We start from the raw sequence: 17,333 nt of genomic DNA, 5'->3' as shown, positions 1-17,333 counted from the left end.
GTGCACCCGAGCACCACCCGGCAATTCACGCGCTATCGCATCCGATGCACGTTCGCACGGCGTGTACTGGAGGTGTACCACGGTGCCCAGAGCGGCACCGGCTAGGTTGATGCGGGTGAACACCGCGACCTCCAAGGATGTGGACGCCGAGTTCCTCGGCCTACCGTTGGCCGCATTGGCCGACGCCGCGTTCGCCGCGGCGATCGCGGCTGGCGCGGAGCACGCCGACCTGCGGGTGCACCGATTGGTCACGCAGTCCATCCGGTTGCGCGACGGCCGAGTCGAGGCGGTCAACGACCGCACCGAGCTCGGCTTCGCCGTACGGGTGATCGTCGACGGCACCTGGGGGTTCGCCTCGCACGCCGCCCTCACCTCGGACACCGCCGCCGAGGTGGCCCGCACCGCGGTCACCGTCGCCACCACACTGCGCGCGCTCAATCGGGAGCGCGTCGAACTCGCCGCCGAGCCGCGCTACGACGACGTGCGCTGGGTGTCGGCCTACGATCTCGACCCGTTCACGGTGCCGACCGGCGAGAAAGTCGCCCTGTTGCAGGACTATTCGGAGCGTCTATCGCACGCCGACGGTGTCGACCACGTCACCGCGAGTGTGTTGCAGGTCAAGGAGCAGACGTTCTACGCCGACACCGCGGGATCCTCGATCATCCAGCAACGAGTCCGGCTGCATCCGAGTCTCGAAGCGATCACGGTGGACACCGCCGCCGGGGCTTTCGAGACGATGCGCACGCTGGCCGCACCGGTGGGCCGCGGCTGGGAGTACGTCACCGGTGCGGACGGAACCTGGGACTGGGACAACGAACTCGCGCGCATCCCGGAGTGGCTCGCCGAGAAGGTGCGGGCGCCCAGCGTGCGGCCCGGGCCGACCGACCTGGTCATCGATCCCACCAACCTGTGGCTGACCATTCACGAATCCATCGGCCACGCCACCGAGTACGACCGGGCCATCGGCTACGAATCCGCCTACGCGGGTACCTCGTTCGCGACCCCCGACCAACTGGGCACGCTGCGCTACGGCACCCCGATTATGCAGGTCACCGGCGACCGCACCGAAGTGCACGGCCTGGCCAGCGTCGGCTACGACGACGAGGGAGTCGCCGGGCAGCGCTGGGATCTTATACGCGACGGCATCCTGGTCGGCTATCAGCTGGACCGGGTATTCGCGCCGCGCTTGGGCCTGGATCGATCGAATGGCTGCTCCTATGCGGACTCGGCACATCATGTGCCGATCCAGCGGATGGCGAACGTTTCGTTGCAGCCCGATCCGGACCACGACGTCAGCACCGGAGAACTGATCTCCCGGGTCGACGACGGGATCTATATCGTCGGCGACAAAAGTTGGTCGATCGACATGCAGCGCTACAACTTTCAGTTCACCGGCCAGCGGTTCTTCCGTATCCGCGGCGGCAAACTGGACGGCCAACTGCGCGACGTCGCCTATCAGGCGACCACCACCGACTTCTGGGGTGCGATGGAGGCGGTCGGCGGACCGTCGACCTGGCAGCTGGGCGGCGCCTTCAACTGCGGAAAGGCGCAACCCGGCCAGACCGCGTCGGTCAGTCACGGCTGCCCGTCGATCCTGGCGCGCGGCATCACCATCTTGAATACCCGGACGGAGGCGGGCCAGTGACCAGCGAACCGATTCCCGCGGGTGCGGTCGTCGAGCGGGCACTCGCGCTGGCACGCGCCGATGAGACGATGGTGATCGTCCACGACGAGCACGAGGCCTCGCTGCGCTGGGCCGGGAACTCGATGACGACCAACGGGGCCTCGGTGTCCCGGAGGTGGACGGTGATCTCGGTGCTCCGCGATGGACCCACGCACGCGCGGGTCGGCGCGATCGGTTCCTCCAGCGTGGACCCTGACGATATCGAGGCTGTGGTGCGCGCCAGCGAAGCCGCCGCACGCACCGCGGAGCCCGCCAGAGACGCCATGCCGCTGCTGGAGCCGGACGCGGACGCGGATCACGACTGGACCGCGGCGGCGGGGACAACCGGTATCGAGGTGTTCACCGACCTCGCCAAGGATCTGGCCACCGGCTTCGACGGCGCCGACCGGCTCTACGGTTTCGCCCACCACCAGGTGCAGACCACCTGGCTGGGGACTTCGACCGGCATCCGCCGACGCTTCGTGCAGCCGACCGGTTCGGTGGAAATCAACGGCAAGCGCGCAGCGGGTGCCGAGTTGGCCAGTGGCTGGGTCGGCGTCGGGACCGCCGACTTCACCGATGTCGATGTGTCCGGTCTGCTCGCGGAGTTGTCGCGACGCCTGGACTGGGCCGAGCGCAAGGTCGAACTGCCCGCGGGACGCTACGAAACCCTGATGCCGCCGTCCACCGTCGCCGACCTCATGATCAGCATGGCCTGGGAGATGGCGGGCCGCGGCGCGCAGGAGGGCCATACGGCCTTCGCGCGCGCGGGCGGTACCCGCATCGGCGAGCGCCTCAGCAACATTCCGCTCACGCTCTACTCCGACCCGTACGCGGTCGGACTCGAGTACCGACCGTTCGTCGCGACGTCCGCTTCATCGGAGTCGATGTCGGTGTTCGACAACGGGCTGCCTGCCGCACGGGTCGACTGGCTTCGTGACGGGGTGATCGAGTCGCTGATATACCCCCGCGCGATCGCCGCCGAATACGACACTCCCCCCACGGTTCCCGGCGAGAACCTCGTGTTGACCGGCGGGTCCGACGCGAACCTCGATGACATGATCGCCCGCACCGAGCGCGGCCTACTGCTGACCACCCTGTGGTATATCCGGGAGGTCGACCCGGCAACGCTGCTGCTCACCGGCCTCACCAGAGATGGGGTCTACCTCGTAGAAAACGGCGAGGTCACGGCCGCGGTGAACAACTTCCGGTTCAACGAGAGCCCGCTCGACCTACTTCGCAGGGCCACCGAAGTGGGTGCCACCGAGATCACGCTGGCGCGCGAGTGGAAGGACTGGTTCACCCGAACCGCCATGCCGCCCTTGCGGATTCCCGACTTCCACATGTCCTCGGTCAGCCAGGCGACCTGAGGCATGCCGGGACCGCGAGCGGCAGTGGGCCGGTCAGCCGATCGGGGTGATCTCGATGCCGATGGTGCCGGATTTCCCCCGACGCAGGTTGCTGCCGAGGATGACCAGCGGGGCGGTGAGCCAGTACTTGCGCCGCAACAGTTTTCGAACTCGTTCGGTGCCGTCGGCGTCGAGGATACGTCCGGTGCCCTCGACGACCTCGCCGTGCGGCTTGCCGGCCGCAGTGCACGGTTGCAGAGTGACCGCCGAATTGCGGCGTAGCCGCTTGACCTTCCAGCTGTCGGTCACGGTCCAGGCGTACAGTTTGTCGTTCTCGGCGACCGCCCACACCGCGGTACCGACCGGAGTGCCGTCTTTGCGGAACGTGGTCAGCAGAACATAGTCGGCCTCGGCGATGGCCCCCAGCGAATTCGTCATGTGGTCAGCGTATCCACCGACTGCCCTACTCCGACATTCGATACTCCCCCGCCTCCAACCGGGCGAGTACCCCTTCGGTCCATCCCGACAGGTTCCCGAACACGCCACTCCACAGCTCCAGCAAATCGGTCGCGTGCGGCGCTTCGTAGCGCCCTGAGAAGGTTGGGATCATGTCGAGCAGCCCGGTGCGGATCTCTTCGCTACGACGACGCTGCTCGCGCAACTTCTCGATGACGTCCGCGCGCGGTAACGCATCCATGAAAGCGATGCCCGCACCCAGTTCCTCCATGTCGATACTCACCAGCGCCTCATCCATAAGCTTGTGGAACTCGGCTTCGCCCGCCTCGGTCACCTCGAAGAGCGTGCGCCCAGGACCCTGCTTGCTGTCCTGAGTGCCGAACGCGCTCAGCTTCCCTTCCTGAGTCAGCTGTTTGAGCGCGTGGTAGATCGATCCCGGCTTGACGTTCGTCCAGGTCTCGGCGCGCCAGGACAGTAGTTCCCTGCGCACGGCATAGCCGTAGGTGGGCTGACGCAAGCGCATCACCCCCAGCACCAACAGGCGCACCGCTGACATGGCAGACCTTCCTTTCCGTTCCGGAATCGTCATAGTAGTCAAGTTTGACTTCCCAATGGTGCGCGACCTAGATTCTTAGTAGTCAAAATTGATTACCGCAGGTAAATGGGAGGGCTTCATGACCGATACGGCGGTCCCGCAACTCTGGACCAACCACCTGGCCGGCACGCTCGACTTCTACAAGACGCTCGGCTACACGGTCACCCACGAGCAGACCCGCCCCTATATCTACGGCGCGGTCGAAGACCACGGATGCGCCTTGCATTTCGTCTCGGCGCCGGAGAACGCCGTCATGCCTGCCGAACGAGTCGGCTGCCTGGTAGTGGTCGACGACGTGGCCAGCAGGCACCAAGCGTTCACCACCGCACTGCGCATCCGGTTCGGCACAGTGCCCACCAAGGACCAGCCACGGATCACTCGGTTCCGACCTGGTCAAAGCCGGTTCACCGTGGTCGATCCGGCAGGCAACGCGGTGATCTACATCCAGCGCGACGAGCCGGGAAACGTGGAGTACGGCGGTTCCACGAAATGGCAAGGGCTGGCCCGAGTACTGGACAACGCCCGCATCCTGCGCGATTTCAAGACCGACGACAAGGCTGCGTTCCGCGTCCTGGAGGTCGGCCTCGGCCGCTTCCGTGTCGAGGCGCCCCGCCTGGACGTGGCCAGGGCATTGGCGGCGCTCATCGAGCTGGCCGTCGCCACCGAGAAGCACGACCGCGCAGCACAGTTCCGTGCCCAGCTGCGCGCGATGAAGCTGTCCGACGAGGAACGAATCGTCGTCGCCGATGACCTCCGCGCGGCCGACCACCTCGCGCACTGGCTATCCGAGACATCATGAACGCATACCGGTTCGACGCCCGCACCGCCGTCACCCCGCGCGAGTCAGTACTCGCGGCCCGTCCGGGGTGACGGCGACGGTGTGCTCGGAATGCGCAGTCCGCGAGCCGTCCGCTGACCGAATGGTCCAGCCATCGGGATCGGTGACTATACGGTCGGTCGAACGCGCGAACCAGGGCTCGATCGCGATGACGAGCCCCGACCGCAGCCGATAGCCGCGCCCGGGGCGGCCATAGTTCGACACGTGCGGGTCCTCGTGCATGGTGCGACCGATACCGTGCCCGCCGAATTCGGTATTGATCGGATATCCGTGCTCGCGCGCGACGGCCGCGATCGCGGCGGAGATGTCGCCGATTCGGTTACCCGGCACCGCGACCGCGATCGCGGCGGCGAGGGCTTGCTCGGTCGCGCGGACCAGCCGCAAGTCCTCGACGTCCGCGGACCCGACAACGACCGTCGTTGCCGAATCCGCAACCCAGCCATCAATCCCGATGGCGAGGTCCATGCTCAGCACATCACCGTCCCGCAGCGCGTAGTCGAACGGAAGCCCGTGCAGCACAGCATCGTTCACCGACAGGCAGACGGTGTTGCGGAACGGGCCTCGACCGAACGAAGGCGTGTAGTCCCAGTAGCAGGACTGCGCGCCCCGCACGCGAATCCGGTCCCGCACATGGGCCTCCAGCTCGAGCAGGTTGACCCCGACCTGCGCCAGATCACGCAAGTCGGTGAGTACGTCCGCGACAAAGCGCCCCGCCACTCGCATCCGCGCGATTTCCGCGGGGGTTTTCAACTCGACCATCAGGGTCCTCCATCGCCGGTATTTTAATACCACCCTAACGGCTGCGGTATAAAAATACCAATCATGGAGTTCGCGGTGCATACCTCGAGATCGCCATCCAGCCAGGTCATTACCGATCACAACCGCGGACATCTACCGAGCGAGCAGCATTGGTCACCGAAAGGCGGCCCGCCGCGGGAGCTGAACCACCACATCCGGAGCGCCGGTCACATCGGGAATAGCGAGAGTCCGCACACGCCGCGCCGCCAAGGCAGCGCAACCCGCCCGAATTGATCGGACCCGAGTGCGGTTGCCCCCTTTCCACCCGCTTCAGGCCGGCCCAGGACTCGGCGAACGCGGTATGTCAGCCAAGCGCTCCCGGCAGTTCCGGTGGAACAAACCCATCACCGATGGATATCCGGGTGGGCCGCGCCACCGGAAGAGCGTCGCGCCGACTTGTGCAGCCGACGGATCAAACGCCAGCCCCACACCTCCAGCGCTGCCGCGAGACTCATATACAGAACGAAGGCGACAATCACCAGGAGCGAACCATAGTCGCGCGACCAGCCCGTCATCAGCAAAAGCGCGGCCAACCCCCCGCCGATCAACATGGCGCCGAGCACCACAGCCGGCACCCCCAACGGCGCAAGATCTTCATCGACGCCAGCAAGATACGACGAACCGGAACATTTGCTGTCGCGTCGGCCTCGGCGAGTGCCGGCAAGGAAGGGGATGTCGAGTGGATTGACGGAAACTCTGGTGACCATGGCGTCCTCCGGATGGTCGATCCCGATCGACCTGGGTTGGATCCCGGATCGGGATCATCGCTCGAGCATCGCCGCCGTTGGCGAGCAACTCGTATCGCAGCGCCTCGGATCGCCGTGCACGGGCTGTACATCCGATCCAAATGCCTCGATCAGTTAACTATCAGCTCTCAATAGTGTGGTGGGTGTTTCACGATGAGGGAACCTCGACTTCGGCACTGCAAATCCACCGATCATCCGTTACCAATTCGTGACCAAATGAGCTTAAACGGACGCAACCTGGGAAAACCCATCACAGCGGCAGCGCGATTGAGGCTGCGAAACCGCGCGAATTTCACAGTTGAGGTTTATCAAAATGATACAAAAACAGACTCGACCCGGGCCCGAATTGAATTAGAACTAAATCTTTTCGCATCTGGCAAACCTGTCGACGTGCTGTGCGCCGATCAGCTCCACAACGTCACATGCACTTTCGGGCGGAACCGCGTGACGCCCACGCCGGACCCGTGGATCATCGCCTGGATGCACCGCGGGGTGGTGATGAACCGCAGCAGTTCCGACACCGCGGGCTGACGGGTTTCGGGTGGCAGCGTGGTCGCACACCATTCGTCGGACACCTGGAGGCCAGGTCCTTTGAGGTGGGCCAGCCGACCGGCCGCGAGGTCGGAGGAAACGGCGAAGCCGATCGTCAGGGTGATACCACCGACCCGGCGAATCTCTTCGAGGGCGGCAGCGTCGCTTTGGAAGATCCGCTGATGGGATTCGGGAATGGCCAGTTCGCGCAGCATAGTCGCGATGTGCCCACCGACACTGCCCGCGCCGGGGCCGAGCATCCATTGCTGTTCTCGAAGCAGCGCCGGATGCGGTACAGCGTCCACCAGGGGGCTGTCGGGGCGCGCGACCGCGACGATCTGATATTTCAGGAACGGCCGGGCGGTGACGGCGGTGTCGGTGACCTCCGGCCCGGGCCCCAGCGCGATGTCCACCGCACGGGTCTCGATCAGGCTACGGAACCGGCTGGTGGGATGCACACTCAACTCGACCGACAGATCCTTCGCCCGCGCCGCGAACAGATCGATCAGGCCAGGCGCGGCATGTTCGGCGAACGCGCTCGATGCCGCGATCCGGAGCAGGCGCCGGCCGTGCGCCGCCTCACTGACCTCGATGGCGGTCTGGCGCTGTAGACCGAGGATCTCGATCGCTCGGCTGGCCAGGCGCAGGCCGCCGGGGGTGAAGGCCAGCCCCGCCGCTGCGCGGGTGAACAGCGGATCGTCGAGTTCCTTGCGCAGCTGGGCGATGTGCGTCGAGACACCGGCATCCGACATCCGCAGCTCTCTGGCCGCCGCATGAACGGAGCCGAGCCGCACCACGGTCGAGTAGGCCCGAAGCTGGGCGGGCGTCACAATGGGAGTCTACGTTGGAGGTGGATGCGGTGCCTACCGTCGCATCATGCCTGGAGGGCGCAGTATGCAGGACGTGCTCACGGATCTGATGACAACCTGGAACGCCGGAGGCACGGCCGGCGTCGCGACGGTCGTCCGTACTTTCCGTTCGTCGCCGCGACCGCCTGGGGCGGCCATGGTCGTCGCCCCGGACGGGACGGTCGGCGGATCGGTCTCGGGTGGCTGTGTCGAGGGCGCGGTCTACGAACTAGCGACCGATGTCGTGCGGATCGGACGTCCGGTGCTGCAGCGGTACGGCCTTTCCGACGATGACGCCTTCGCCGTCGGTCTCACCTGCGGCGGGATCATCGATATCTTCGTCGAAGCGATCTCGCGGGAGACCTTCCCGGAACTGGGCGAGGTCGCCGCCGATATCGCCGCTCGCCAGCCGGTCGCGGTCGCGACCGTGATCGAGCACCCCGATACCACTCGGGTGGGGCGCCGGTTGATTATTCGGCCGAGCGAGGCGCACGGCACGCTGGGGTCGATGCGCGCCGACGACGCCGTCATCGACGACGCCCGCGGGCTGCTCGCGGCGGCGCGCAGCGATGTGCTCTCCTACGGTCCGGACGGGCAGCGGCGCGGCGAGGGCATGACGGTTTTCGTCGCCAGCCATGCCCGGCAGCCGCGAATGTTGGTGTTCGGGGCGATCGATTTCGCCGCCGCCGTCGCCCAGCAGGGATCGTTCCTGGGATATCGGGTGACGGTGTGCGATGCGCGGCCGGTCTTCGCCACCTCCGCGCGGTTCCCGACCGCCGACGAGGTAGTCGTCGACTGGCCGCACCGCTACCTGACTGCGCAGATCGCGGCCGGCGCGGTTGATTCGCGGACCGTCGTGTGTGTGCTGACCCACGATCCCAAGTTCGACGTTCCCCTGCTCGAGGTCGCACTGCGGGCAACCGACATCGGCTATGTCGGGGCTATGGGCTCGCGCCGCACGCACGACGAGAGGCTGTCCCAGCTTCGACAGGCCGGCCTCACCGAGGAACAACTCGCCCGTCTCGCCAGCCCGATCGGACTGGATCTGGGTGGCCGAACACCAGAGGAGACGGCGGTGTCGATCGCGGCCGAGATCATCGCGCGGCGCTGGGGCGGACACGGCCGCTCACTAGCCCAAACCGGTGGTCGTATTCACCACGCACAGGGCATGAACAGTGAATTAAGTGATTCCTTAACTCGGTATTGACGACGGCTCGACAGGGGCAGACGCTGGCCTTCTTCCGCTGATGCGAGGCGATCACATGCAAGTTCCAGGGCCATTCGAATACGAGCGCGCAACGGGCGTGGATCACGCCATCGGACTTCTGGACCGACTGGGTGAGGAGGCGCGGATCGTCGCGGGCGGGCACAGCCTGTTGCCGATGATGAAACTGCGTCTGGCCAATCCGGAATACCTTATCGATATCAACGACCTGGCTGCCGAACTGGGATACATAGTCACCGACCCGACACTGGTAAGAATCGGCGCGATGGTCCGGCATCGGCATGCGCTCGAGTCCGACGATCTCGCCGCGGTGTGCCCGATCTTCCGTGACGCCGAGCGCGTGATCGCCGATCCGGTGGTGCGCAACCGCGGCACGATCGGCGGCTCGCTGTGCCAGGCCGATCCCGCCGAGGATCTCACCACGGTCTGCACGGTCCTCGGCGCGACTTGCTTGGTTCGCGGACCGTCCGGCGACCGGGAGATCACGATGGACGACTTCCTGGTCGGCCCGTATGAAACTGCCATGTCGCACAACGAACTTCTGATCGAGATCCGGATTCCGCTGCGGCATCGCACCTCGAGTGCGTACGCGAAGGTAGAGCGCCGGGTCGGCGACTGGGCGATCGCGGCGGCCGGCGCCACGGTGACACTGCACGACGGGACCATCGCCGCCGCTCGGATCGGGCTGACGGCCGTCGACCCCGATCCCGCGGCGCTCGCGTCCGCGGTGGAGGAGCTGATCGGTCAGCCCCCCACCGAGGAGGCTTTCGCGGCGGTGGGCCGTCTGGCGAGCGCAGCGTGCTCACCTGGCTCCGATATGCGCGGCAGCGCGGCCTACAAGCGCCACCTCGCGTCCGAACTGACGATTCGCGCGCTGCGCACCTCGGTCGATCGAGTAGTGAACGATCCTGCGCTGGAAGGGAATTAGCCATGCAGGTAACCATGTCCGTCAACGGCAGTCCAGTGACCGCGGAGGTCGAGGCGCGCACCCTGCTCGTCCATTTCCTGCGAGATCAGTTGCGACTCACCGGCACCCACTGGGGCTGCGACACCAGCAACTGCGGCACCTGCGTGGTGGAGGTCGACGGCTCGCCGGTGAAATCGTGCACGATGCTGGCCGTCATGGCTGGCGGTCGCTCGGTGCGCACCGTGGAGGGGCTCGAGGTGGACGGCCGCCTGGATCCCGTACAGGAAGGCTTCATGCAGTGTCACGGACTGCAGTGCGGATTCTGCACACCGGGCATGATGATCACCGCCCGGGCCCTACTCGACCGCGACCCGAATCCCGACGAGCAGACCATCCGGGAGGCGATCTCGGGCCAGATCTGCCGCTGTACCGGCTACACCACTATCGTGCGGTCGATCCAATGGGCGGCGGCGAAACAACGGGGCGAAGCCGCAGAACCCGAACCCGTCGCCCCGGCCGCACCGATAGCGAGCGCGTCATGACCGCCGTCGAGTCCCGGCCCGAAGACCAGGTCGACAACGATCACAAGCCGTGTGGTCACGGCCGAATGCTCCGCAAGGAGGACCCCCGGTTCATTCGCGGACACGGCAACTATGTCGACGACGTAGCGCTGCCCGGCATGCTCCATCTGGCCATCCTGCGTTCTCCGTTCGCCCACGCCCGGATCGTGAGCGTCGATACCTCCGCGGCACAGGCGCATCCGAAGGTCAAGGCGGTGGTCACCGGTGCGGATCTGGCAGCGAAGGGTCTGGCCTGGATGCCGACACTGTCCAACGACGTGCAGGCGGTGTTGGCGACCGACAAGGTTCGATTCCAAGGTCAGGAGGTGGCGTTCGTCGTCGCCGAGGATCACTACTCCGCGCGCGACGCGTTGGAACTCATCGACGTCGAATACGAGATGCTCGATCCAGTGATCGACGTCCGGACCGCACTGGCGCCGGAGGCGCCCGTGATTCGCGATGATCTGGAAGGCAAGCAGGACAACCATTGTTTCGACTGGGAGACCGGCGACGCCGCCGCGACCGAGTCGGTATTCGCGCGCGCCGACGTCGTCGTCGAACAGGAGATGGTGTACCCGCGCGTGCATCCCGCTCCGATGGAGACCTGTGGGGCCGTGGCGGATCTCGATCCCGTGACAGGAAAGCTCACGCTGTGGTCGACGAGCCAGGCGCCGCACGCCCACCGGACGCTGTACGCATTGGTGGCCGGCCTGCCCGAGCACAAGATCCGGGTGATCTCACCCGATATCGGCGGTGGGTTCGGCAACAAGGTTCCCATCTACCCGGGCTACGTCTGCGCCATTGTCGGGTCGTTGTTGCTCGGCAAGCCGGTGAAGTGGATGGAAGATCGGAGCGAAAACCTCACCAGCACCGGTTTCGCCCGGGACTACATCATGCTCGGCGAGATCGCCGCCACCGCCGACGGCAAGATCCTCGCCATTCGGTCGACCGTGCTCGCCGATCACGGCGCCTTCAACGGCACGGCCGCACCGATCAAGTATCCGGCCGGCTTCTTCGGCGTCTTCACCGGCAGCTATGACATCGAAGCCGCCTACTGCAAGATGACGGCGGTCTATACGAACAAAGCTCCCGGCGGCGTCGCCTACGCGTGCTCATTCCGGATCACCGAAGCCGTCTACTTCGTCGAGCGGTTGGTGGACTGCCTGGCCTACGAACTGAAGAAGGATCCCGCCGAGTTGCGGCTGCGAAATCTTCTTCGCCCCGAACAGTTCCCGTACACCAGCAAGACCGGCTGGGTGTACGACTCCGGCGACTACGAGAAGACCATGCGCCTGGCGATGGACATGATCGGCTACGACGCCTTGCGCAAGGAGCAGCAGGACAAACGCGCCCGCGGTGAGTTGATGGGCATCGGGATGTCTTTCTTCACCGAGGCTGTCGGGGCGGGTCCGCGCAAGGATATGGACATCCTCGGCCTCGGCATGGCCGACGGCTGCGAGTTGCGCGTCCATCCGACCGGCAAAGCCGTCGTGCGCCTGTCGGTTCAGACCCAGGGACAGGGGCACGAGACGACATTCGCGCAGATCGTCGCCGAGGAGTTGGGCATACCGCCGGACGACATCGACGTAGTGCACGGCGACACCGATCAAACGCCGTTCGGGCTGGGTACCTACGGCAGCCGGTCGACGCCGGTCTCCGGCGCCGCTGCCGCACTGGTGGCGCGGAAGGTACGCGACAAGGCGCGCATCATCGCCTCCGGCATGCTGGAGGTCTCCGTCGCCGACCTCGAGTGGGAGAAAGGCTCGTTCCAGGTCAAGGGCGATCCGTCCGCCGCCGTGACGATCCAGCAGATCGCGATGCGCGCCCATGGTGCCGGCGATCTACCCGAAGGGATCGAGGGCGGGCTCGACGCGCAGATCTGTTACAACCCGGAGAACCTCACCTACCCCTACGGTGCGTACTTCTGCGTCGTCGACATCGACCCGGGGACGGCTGTGGTGAAGATCCGGCGCTTCCTCGCCGTCGACGACTGCGGAACTCGGATCAATCCGATGATCATCGAGGGCCAAGTGCATGGGGGCATCACCGACGGCATCGGTATGGCGCTGATGGAGATCATCGCCTTCGACGACGACGGCAACTGCCTCGGCGGATCCCTGATGGATTATCTCATCCCCACGGCGGTCGAGGTTCCGCATCTCGAGACCGGATTCACCGTCACCCCCTCACCTCAGCATCCGATCGGTGCGAAAGGAATCGGCGAATCCGCCACCGTCGGATCGCCGCCAGCAGTGGTCAATGCGGTGGTCGACGCGTTGGCACCGTTCGGCGTTCGGCACGCCGACATGCCGCTGACGCCGTCGCGGGTGTGGGAAGCGATGCAGGGGCGGGCAACTCCGCCGATCTGAGAGGGCGCCGGCACATGGGATCACCGATGAAGATGGCCGAGCGGGCACAGCAACTGGTCGGCACCCGGACTCCGTTCGTGCACGCGACCGTCGTGCGCGCGCAGCAGCCGACGTCAGCGCACGCCGGGGACGAGGCGATCCTGCTGCAGGACGGGACGATCGAAGGATTCGTCGGTGGCCAGTGCGCGCAGAACTCGGTCCGCAAGGCCGCGCTCGGCGCCCTGCAGTCCAACGAAAGTGTGCTGCTGCGCGTGCTTCCCGACGGCGATCTGCAATTTCCGGAGGCGCCCGGCGCGGCGGTAGTGGTGAATCCCTGTCTGTCCGGCGGCGCGCTGGAGATCTTCCTCGAGCCGCAGATCCCGGCGCCACTGGTGCGCGTCTGCGGCGCGACACCCATCGCGGAGGCCGTGGCCGACCTGTGCGAACGGGTGGGATTCGGGGTGCAGCGCACCGGCGGCGCCGAAGCCGACTCGCTGAAGTCGCTGGCCGACACGACGGCGATGGTGATCGCCAGCCACGGCGGCGCGGAAGCTGAGTCGATCCGCGCCGCGCTCGACGCCGGTGTGGGATATATCGGGATGGTGGCCAGCAGAGTTCGCGGTGCCTCTATTCTCGACGAACTCGGGCTGACCGATGCCGAGCGGGCGCGCGTTCACACCCCGGTGGGTTTGCCGATCGGCGCCAAGACGTCCGCGGAGATCGCCGTCTCGATCGTCGCGCAAGTGATCCAGGCGATTCGAAAAGGCGGCTTGGCCGTCACAGCTCACCCTGTGCGAGGCGTGGTGGAGGCACTCGATCCGGTGTGTGGCATGACCGTGACGGTCGGGCCGGACACGCCGCATCTCACCATCGACGATGTCGACCACTGGTTTTGCAGCGCGGGGTGCCGCACCTCCTTTGCCACGGCGGGGACACAGTCATGACAGCCAGGTTCGTCACCGGAGTCGTGCTCGCGGCGGGAAGCTCACGGCGCCTCGGAACTGCGAAACAACTACTGCCGTACCGGAATACGACAGTTCTCGGCGCCACGCTCGACGTGGTCCGGGCCTGTGCCTTCGATCAGGTCGTCGTCACGCTCGGCGGCGCGGCAGCGGCGATTCGGCAGCAGGTCGATCTCGCCGGACTGGAGGTGGCCATGGCCGACGACTTCGGTGCCGGCTGTTCGTCGTCGTTGCGTTCGGCCCTGCGCCTGGTGGATCCGCGGTCCGCCGGAATCGTGTTGATGCTCGGTGATCAACCGGGCCAGTCGGCCGCGACCATCGGTCGACTGATCCGCGAGGGGACGACTGCCGCGATCACGGTCTGCCGCTACCACGACGGTGTCGGCCACCCGTTCTGGCTGAGCCGCAGCGTATTCGGCGAGTTGACCAGGATGCACGGCGACAAGGCCGTGTGGAAGATCATCGACTCGGGCCGCGTGACGGTATCCCGACTCGACGTCGACGCACCGGTGCCCCTGGATGTGGACACCTGGGACGACTACGAGCGCCTGCGCGCCGCCACGTCGCCATGATGTCGCCGTTCGACGATATCGACGACGTGGTCCGACGATTCGATGCCGACGACTACCTACTCGATACCGGCGCCGCCGCCGCTGTCTACCTGGCCACCACACTGGGTCGGCCACTGCTCCTGGAAGGCGAACCGGGAGTGGGAAAGACAACGGCGGCAAAGACCCTGGCCACCGTGCTCGGTGCACCGTTGATCCGCCTGCAATGCTACGAGGGACTCACTGTGAGTGAAGCATTGTATGACTGGAATTACCAGCGTCAACTGCTCAGCATCCGGCTCGCCGAGGCGCGCGGTACCGATCTCACCGAAGCCGACCTGTTCACCGAGGCGTTCCTGGTGGACCGTCCGATCCTGCGCTGTGTGCGATATCGCGGCCCGACGCCCCCGGTACTGCTGATCGACGAAATCGACCGCGCCGATGATGAATTCGAAGCGCTACTGCTCGAGTTCCTCGGTGAGGCCGCGGTAACCGTTCCCGAACTCGGGACCTTTGTCGCCGCGGACCCGCCGATCGCGGTGCTGACCTCCAATCGCAGCCGCGATCTACACGACGCGCTGCGGCGGCGCTGCCTGTACCACTGGATCGACTACCCGGAGCCGGCCCGGGCAGTGGCGATCGTGCGGCGCACTGTGCCGGGGGCGACCGACGCGCTGATAGAGCACGCCACTCGATTCGTCGGCCGGGCACGCGACCTCGATCTCGACAAGCCGCCGGGCATCGCCGAGACCATCGACTGGATCGCCGCGCTGGCGACACTCGATGTCGCTGATCTCGCCGCGCCGGCGGCGGTCGCCGCACTCAGCGCCCTGGCGAAGACACCTGACGACCGTTCCAGCGTGCGCACGGCATTTGTCGAATATACCCAAGGCTTGGCTACCGGATGAGAGGGAAACTCCGATGAAGATCGCCAACGAATTCACTGTCAACGCACCCGTCGAGCAGGCATGGGAGGTGCTGACCGACCTCGAGCAGGTGGTCCCCCTGATGCCGGGCGCCCAGATGGTCGGCTGGGAGGGAGAGGACTTCCTCGGCACAATCAAGGTCAAAGTCGGGCCGGTGACCAGCGAATTCGCCGGGAAGGCGAATTTCGTCGAGCGCGACGACCGCGTCCATCGCGCGGTCATCAACGGCAGCGGCCGGGATGCACGCGGATCCGGAAACGCCGCGGCGACCATCACCACGCAACTACGCGAAGACGGCGACCAGACCCATGTGACCGTGGATACCGACCTCAAGATTGTCGGCAAACTGGCCCAGTTCGGCAGCACGATGCTGCAGCAGGTGTCCGAGAAGCTAGTCGGGCAATTCGTCGCATCCCTGGAAGCGAAACTCGCGGAAAGCGACTCGGCCACCGCCGCGCCAGTGGTCGATTCAGACAGTCGAGCGGGGCTTGCGCAGCCGGTCGGACAGCCCGAGCCGGCACCACTCGACCTCGTCAGCCTCGCCGGGCCCGCGATGATCAAGAAGTACGCGCCTGCGATCGCGCTCGGGGTGGCGGCCGTACTCGCGTTTATTCTGGTGCGCAGGCGGATGCGCGGGAAGCGATGACGCGAGCGGTGCTGCTGCGCGGCGTCGACCTGGCCGCCTTCGCCGTCGCGGTGGTCGCTCGGCTGCGCCGCGGTGGCGTCGCGGTGGCGCCGAGCGGACCAGCGCTGTTCGTACAGGCCTTACGCCGCATGGCGCCGTGGTCGGGCACCGAGCTCTACTGGGCTGCGCGGCTGACCCTCGTCGATCGCATGGAGGATCTCGCCGCATTCGACGCGGCATTCCGGACAGTGTTCGCCGACGTGGTACTGGGCGTGGACCCGCCCAGTAGAACGAACGCGCTGCCGACCGAACCCGCGCGGGCCACGACCATGGGCGCTCGGGAGCACTCTGGACGAAGCAACGAAGTTCCCTGGGCGACATGGCGATCGGCCACCACCGTCGACCGAGCGATCGCGAGCGAGGCAGTGCTGCCGGACGTGCTGCCGAGCCGGATCGCGGCACGAGCACAGGAGCCCTTCGCCCGCTTCGATCCGGACGATTTGCGGACGGTCGGCATCTGGCTGGAACAGACATCGGCGCTGTGGCCGCAGCGTACGAGCAGGCGCCAGGAATCCCATCCGCACGGCAAGCGGATCGACTTCCGGGCAACGATGAACGACTCCCGGCGCACCGGCTGGGAGTCTGCGCTGCTGGCCCGCACTCGTGCCCGGCGCCGCCCGCGCCGGATCGTCATGGTCTGCGACGTCAGCCGCTCGATGCAGCCGTATTCGACGATCTACCTCCACCTGATGCGCGCAGCGTTGCAGCGCCGTTCATCTGATCGCCCCGAGGTGTTCGCTTTCTCCACTTCGTTGACCAGGCTGACCTCGGTGCTGGCGCACCGTTCCCCGGATGTCGCGCTGGCTCGGGCCAACGACAAGGTGGTCGACCGCTTCGGCGGCACGCACATCGGCCGATGCCTGGGTGCGCTGCTGGCTTCGGCGTCCGGGAACGCGGTGCGCGGCGCCGTCGTCGTGATCGCGTCGGACGGCTGGGACAGCGACACCCCCGATGTCCTGGCCCGTGCGATGGCTCGGATCCGACGTCGGGCTTGGCGCGTCATCTGGCTCAATCCCCGTGCGGGTGACCCTCGATTCCAGCCGACCACCGGTGCGATGGTGGCCGCCCTACCCTTCTGCGACCTCATGCTGCCCGCACACACCTTGGCGAGCGTGCACCTGTTCATGCAAGCCCTGACATCGGCGAATGTGCGTCCATCATGCGGGCCGCGCCGATCCGCCTAGTAAGCGACGTCCTGGGGAGCCAGACGATCAAGTCGGCCGCGCCAGGGTGATCGATCGGGCCTTCGAGCGTCGCGGCTTAGGCATCGTTCCTACAGGCACGATGCCTAATCGCAGCGGGGTAGGGCACGGCGCCGCCGGCCGGACTCGCCTGTCGGCTCCGCACC

Annotated in this window: 17 protein-coding genes; 12 read left to right on the top strand and 5 right to left on the bottom strand. The window is 66.3% G+C overall.

Annotated features, from left to right (window positions below; all coding sequences use genetic code 11):
* The first annotated feature begins 115 nt into the window (after window positions 1–115).
* Both AB0C34_RS07150 and AB0C34_RS07145 read left to right on the top strand, forming a co-directional pair.
* Window positions 116–1,645: a TldD/PmbA family protein gene (locus AB0C34_RS07150; protein ID WP_357068274.1), complete on the top strand. Its 1,530-nt coding sequence runs from the start codon at window positions 116–118 to the stop codon at window positions 1,643–1,645.
* A 68-nt stretch (window positions 1,646–1,713) separates the two neighbouring features.
* Window positions 1,714–3,033, top strand: coding sequence for a metallopeptidase TldD-related protein (locus AB0C34_RS07145; RefSeq protein ID WP_357068558.1), 1,320 nt, complete (start codon window positions 1,714–1,716; stop codon window positions 3,031–3,033).
* A 33-nt stretch (window positions 3,034–3,066) separates the two neighbouring features.
* Here the strand turns inward: AB0C34_RS07145 and AB0C34_RS07140 are convergent, their stop codons facing one another.
* On the bottom strand, window positions 3,067–3,450 hold the full coding sequence (locus tag AB0C34_RS07140) for a PPOX class F420-dependent oxidoreductase (protein WP_357068272.1): 384 nt from the start codon (window positions 3,448–3,450) through the stop codon (window positions 3,067–3,069).
* Between the two features lie 25 nt (window positions 3,451–3,475).
* Window positions 3,476–4,024 (bottom strand): helix-turn-helix transcriptional regulator, encoded by a 549-nt coding sequence (locus AB0C34_RS07135; RefSeq protein WP_357068270.1) that lies wholly within the window; start codon window positions 4,022–4,024, stop codon window positions 3,476–3,478.
* 118 nt (window positions 4,025–4,142) lie between these two features.
* On the opposite strand from AB0C34_RS07135, the gene AB0C34_RS07130 reads away from it, so the two are divergent.
* Window positions 4,143–4,862 carry a glyoxalase gene (locus AB0C34_RS07130; protein WP_357068268.1) on the top strand — a complete coding sequence of 240 codons (720 nt, stop codon included), beginning with the start codon at window positions 4,143–4,145 and terminating at the stop codon, window positions 4,860–4,862.
* Between the two features lie 30 nt (window positions 4,863–4,892).
* On the opposite strand, the gene map is transcribed toward AB0C34_RS07130, so the two are convergent.
* The 3 genes from map to AB0C34_RS07115 all read right to left on the bottom strand — a co-directional run bounded on the left by map (window position 4,893) and on the right by AB0C34_RS07115 (window position 7,806).
* Window positions 4,893–5,660: a type I methionyl aminopeptidase gene (gene map / locus AB0C34_RS07125; RefSeq protein WP_357068266.1), complete on the bottom strand. Its 768-nt coding sequence runs from the start codon at window positions 5,658–5,660 to the stop codon at window positions 4,893–4,895.
* A gap of 383 nt (window positions 5,661–6,043) precedes the next feature.
* On the bottom strand, window positions 6,044–6,406 hold the full coding sequence (locus AB0C34_RS07120) for a hypothetical protein (protein WP_357068264.1): 363 nt from the start codon (window positions 6,404–6,406) through the stop codon (window positions 6,044–6,046).
* A 443-nt stretch (window positions 6,407–6,849) separates the two neighbouring features.
* On the bottom strand, window positions 6,850–7,806 hold the full coding sequence (locus tag AB0C34_RS07115) for a LysR family transcriptional regulator (RefSeq protein WP_357068262.1): 957 nt from the start codon (window positions 7,804–7,806) through the stop codon (window positions 6,850–6,852).
* A 64-nt stretch (window positions 7,807–7,870) separates the two neighbouring features.
* Between AB0C34_RS07115 and AB0C34_RS07110 the strand changes: the two genes are divergently transcribed.
* The 9 genes from AB0C34_RS07110 to AB0C34_RS07070 are packed head-to-tail and all read left to right on the top strand — an operon-like array spanning window position 7,871 to window position 17,169.
* The gene (locus tag AB0C34_RS07110) at window positions 7,871–9,031 is read left to right on the top strand and encodes an XdhC/CoxI family protein (protein WP_357068556.1); all 1,161 of its coding nucleotides are present in this window, start codon (window positions 7,871–7,873) and stop codon (window positions 9,029–9,031) included.
* Between the two features lie 55 nt (window positions 9,032–9,086).
* Window positions 9,087–9,977 (top strand): xanthine dehydrogenase family protein subunit M, encoded by an 891-nt coding sequence (locus tag AB0C34_RS07105; protein ID WP_357068260.1) that lies wholly within the window; start codon window positions 9,087–9,089, stop codon window positions 9,975–9,977.
* A 2-nt stretch (window positions 9,978–9,979) separates the two neighbouring features.
* Window positions 9,980–10,498: a (2Fe-2S)-binding protein gene (locus AB0C34_RS07100; protein ID WP_357068258.1), complete on the top strand. Its 519-nt coding sequence runs from the start codon at window positions 9,980–9,982 to the stop codon at window positions 10,496–10,498.
* On the top strand, window positions 10,495–12,885 hold the full coding sequence (locus AB0C34_RS07095) for an aerobic carbon-monoxide dehydrogenase large subunit (protein ID WP_357068256.1): 2,391 nt from the start codon (window positions 10,495–10,497) through the stop codon (window positions 12,883–12,885). The genes AB0C34_RS07100 and AB0C34_RS07095 overlap by 4 nt, the downstream gene beginning before the upstream one ends.
* Window positions 12,886–12,911: 26 nt before the next feature.
* Window positions 12,912–13,808: an XdhC family protein gene (locus AB0C34_RS07090; RefSeq protein ID WP_357068554.1), complete on the top strand. Its 897-nt coding sequence runs from the start codon at window positions 12,912–12,914 to the stop codon at window positions 13,806–13,808.
* Window positions 13,805–14,398 (top strand): nucleotidyltransferase family protein, encoded by a 594-nt coding sequence (locus AB0C34_RS07085; RefSeq protein WP_357068254.1) that lies wholly within the window; start codon window positions 13,805–13,807, stop codon window positions 14,396–14,398. Before AB0C34_RS07090 ends, AB0C34_RS07085 begins: the two co-directional genes overlap by 4 nt.
* On the top strand, window positions 14,395–15,282 hold the full coding sequence (locus tag AB0C34_RS07080) for a MoxR family ATPase (protein ID WP_357068252.1): 888 nt from the start codon (window positions 14,395–14,397) through the stop codon (window positions 15,280–15,282). Before AB0C34_RS07085 ends, AB0C34_RS07080 begins: the two co-directional genes overlap by 4 nt.
* Before the next feature lie 13 nt (window positions 15,283–15,295).
* A complete protein-coding gene (locus AB0C34_RS07075) occupies window positions 15,296–15,946 on the top strand; it encodes an SRPBCC family protein (RefSeq protein WP_357068250.1) in 651 nt (216 codons plus the stop codon).
* Window positions 15,943–17,169 carry a VWA domain-containing protein gene (locus AB0C34_RS07070; RefSeq protein WP_357068248.1) on the top strand — a complete coding sequence of 409 codons (1,227 nt, stop codon included), beginning with the start codon at window positions 15,943–15,945 and terminating at the stop codon, window positions 17,167–17,169. Before AB0C34_RS07075 ends, AB0C34_RS07070 begins: the two co-directional genes overlap by 4 nt.
* Window positions 17,170–17,333 lie beyond the last annotated feature (164 nt).

Source organism: Nocardia sp. NPDC049220 (assembly GCF_040647855.1).
GTDB lineage: Bacteria > Actinomycetota > Actinomycetes > Mycobacteriales > Mycobacteriaceae > Nocardia.
This window is presented reverse-complemented; position numbering and strand designations above follow the sequence as displayed.